Source organism: Curtobacterium sp. B18, assembly GCF_000333375.1.
Classification (GTDB): domain Bacteria; phylum Actinomycetota; class Actinomycetes; order Actinomycetales; family Microbacteriaceae; genus Curtobacterium.
In genome coordinates, this window is the sequence record NZ_BACZ01000337.1 from 1 (window position 1) to 2,522 (window position 2,522).

Consider the following 2,522-nt stretch of genomic DNA (forward strand, 5'->3'; position numbering starts at 1 on the left):
ACCTCTTCTGCTCACCATTCGGGATCGACCGCGGCACCCGACCGACGGGAGGCGCGGGTCGGCTCCTCACCGTGCCTCCCGTCCCGCGGGCGGTCGCGCCCACCGCACGCGCTTCGTGAGCAGAAAAGGTCGGGTCCTCGAACAGGACCCGACCAATTCTGCTCACGATAGGAGACAGAGCCGCGTCAGCCGAGCGGGATCGGCGCGGTGATCGGCCCGGTTGTCGGCGACGACGCCCGCAACGAAGCCCGCCGGGCACCCCGACGCTCGGCGTCGTAGCTGATCATCGTCATGCCGACCCCGAGGAGCGCCAGCACGATGCCGAGCCACCCCGGGGCGGTGAAGCCGAAGCCAGCCGCGATGACCGCGCCGCCGAGGGCCGCCCCGAGCGAGTTCCCGATGTTGAACGCCGAGTGGTTGAGCGCCGCCGCGATCGTCCGGGCGTCACCGGCGACGTCCATCAGGCGGGACTGCACGGCCGGTGGGATCGCGGACGAGGTGGCTCCGAGGAGGAACGCCCCGAGGAACATGCCCCACACCCACTGCGCGGTGAGAACGGTCACGAGCAGGGCCCCGATCAGCGCGAACATGCCGACGTAGATGGTCCGCTTGACGCTGTGGTCGGCGAGGTGCCCGCCGAGCACACCGCCGACGACCATGCCGATGCCGACGACCACGAGGACGAGCGGCACGAACGACTCGGGCAGACCGGTGACGTTCTGCACGAGCGGCGAGATGTACGAGTAGACCGCGAAGAACCCACCGAACCCGACGGCGCCGAGGCCCATGACCATCCAGACCTGCGGCACGCGGAACGCCCGGAGCTCGCGACCGATCGTCGCGTGCTCGTCACGGGCACTGCGCGGCACGAAGGCCCACACCGCGAGGAACGTCAGGGCGAACAGGACGGCGACGACGCCGTAGGCGATGCGCCAGCTGGCGACCTGCCCGACCCAGGTGATCGCCGGGACGCCCACGACGTTCGCGACGGACAGGCCGAGCAGCACCATCGCGATGCCCTTGCCACGCTTGCCCGGGCCCATGATGTCCCCCGCCACGATGGAGGCGATGCCGAAGTACGCACCGTGCGGCAGCCCCGCGACGAACCGTGCCACGAGGACGAGGCCGAACGACGGCAGGACCGCGCTCGCGACCGTCGCCAGGACGAACCCGACCAGCAGCACGAGGATCAGCCCCTTGCGCGGGAACTTCGCCGACATCGCCGCGATCGTGGGGGCACCGACGACGACGCCGAGGGCGTACGCGCTCACGAGCCAGCCGGCGTGAGCGATCCCGGCGTCGGGGTCGAGGCCGTACTGCCGCGGCAGGAGTGCCTCGGCGATGTTCGGCAGGAGCCCCATCGCGACGAACTCGGTCGAACCGATGGCGAACCCGCCGAGGGCGAGGGCGACGAGCGCGAGCGCGCGGCGCGCAGGCGTGAGCTGGGACATGGTGCCTGTTCTGGACGGGAGGAGCGGGACGGCTTCCGGAAGTCGACTCACGTGAGTCGGCTGGGACCGTGGGTGCGCCTGGTCGCCGCACCGGGCCTCCGGGCCGTCGACGTCGCGAACGGTGCGACCCACGGCGGGCGGAGAGCGGTCCTGGTTCAGCGGCGAACGTGGACTGACCGGCCACTGCAAGTGGCCGGTCTCAGCAGTGTAGACCGCTCCAAAGGCCGAACGGAAGCGGCCCGACGAATCGATTCGACCGTCGTCAGGCCGCGCGGCGCTCCGGCTGCGCGGGGGTCGAGGCGACCAGCCCGGGCAGTTCGTCGCGGTGGACCCACCCGGCGCCGCACTCGGTGCAGCTCGCCCAGGCACTCTGGCCCTGCTCGTCGGTGTCGATGACGACCGTCCGCAGGTCGCAGTCGGGGCACCAGCCGTCGTGCATCATCACGTGCTCCTCGTCGTCGCTCCGCCACCAGGGTGGCTCCGAGTCGCCGGGTGCGGCTCGATGGGCACCATGAGACACCCGACCACCGACATCGCCGGGAGGCCCCCGGCGTGTCGCACGGGCACGGGACGCAGGCCCCGAACCCGGGCGCCGAACGGGGCTCGGCGCGCGGGCACCGACCACCGGCACGAAGCACCGGCACCGGACGACCGGCCCCACGAGCGCTAGGGTGACGGCATGGGCTGGTGGATCGTGACGGTGGTCGTCCTCGCGGGGCTCGCGGTGCTGTGGTTCGTGATGCACCGGTACACGGACCCGGGCGCACGTTCGCGCCGGTACGAGGGGTCCGACCCCGAGGTCGCCGAGGCACTCCGCCAGGCCGAGGCGGAGTCGGCCCGCGGCCGCATGTACTTCTGACCGGCGTCGGGCAGACCCCGAGCCCGGCCAGACCCGGCCGGAGTCAGACCCGGCCGGAGTCAGACCCGACCGGAGTCAGACCCGACCGAAGTCAGACCCGACCGAAGTCAGACCCGACCGAAGTCAGACCCGACCGGAGTCAGACCCGACCGCGGTCAGTCCCCGAGCGCGGCCTCGAGCCGGTCGAGCTTCCCGTCGATCTCCCCGGTGTG

General features: G+C 71.9%; 3 protein-coding genes. 1 reads left to right on the top strand and 2 read right to left on the bottom strand.

The features are described 5' to 3' along the window. Window positions 1-185: 185 nt before the first annotated feature. Together I5E_RS09240 and I5E_RS09245 are read right to left on the bottom strand one after the other, a co-directional pair. Complete coding sequence (locus I5E_RS09240; RefSeq protein WP_022906725.1) at window positions 186-1,451, bottom strand: MFS transporter; 1,266 nt, start codon at window positions 1,449-1,451, stop codon at window positions 186-188. 262 nt (window positions 1,452-1,713) lie between these two features. Then, complete coding sequence (locus tag I5E_RS09245) at window positions 1,714-1,893, bottom strand: hypothetical protein (RefSeq protein ID WP_022906726.1); 180 nt, start codon at window positions 1,891-1,893, stop codon at window positions 1,714-1,716. 237 nt (window positions 1,894-2,130) lie between these two features. Here I5E_RS09245 and I5E_RS09250 point away from each other — a divergent pair, with 237 nt between their 5' ends. Then, entirely contained in the window at window positions 2,131-2,310 is a 180-nt protein-coding gene (locus I5E_RS09250) for a hypothetical protein (RefSeq protein ID WP_022906727.1), read from the top strand. The last annotated feature ends 212 nt before the right edge of the window (window positions 2,311-2,522 follow it).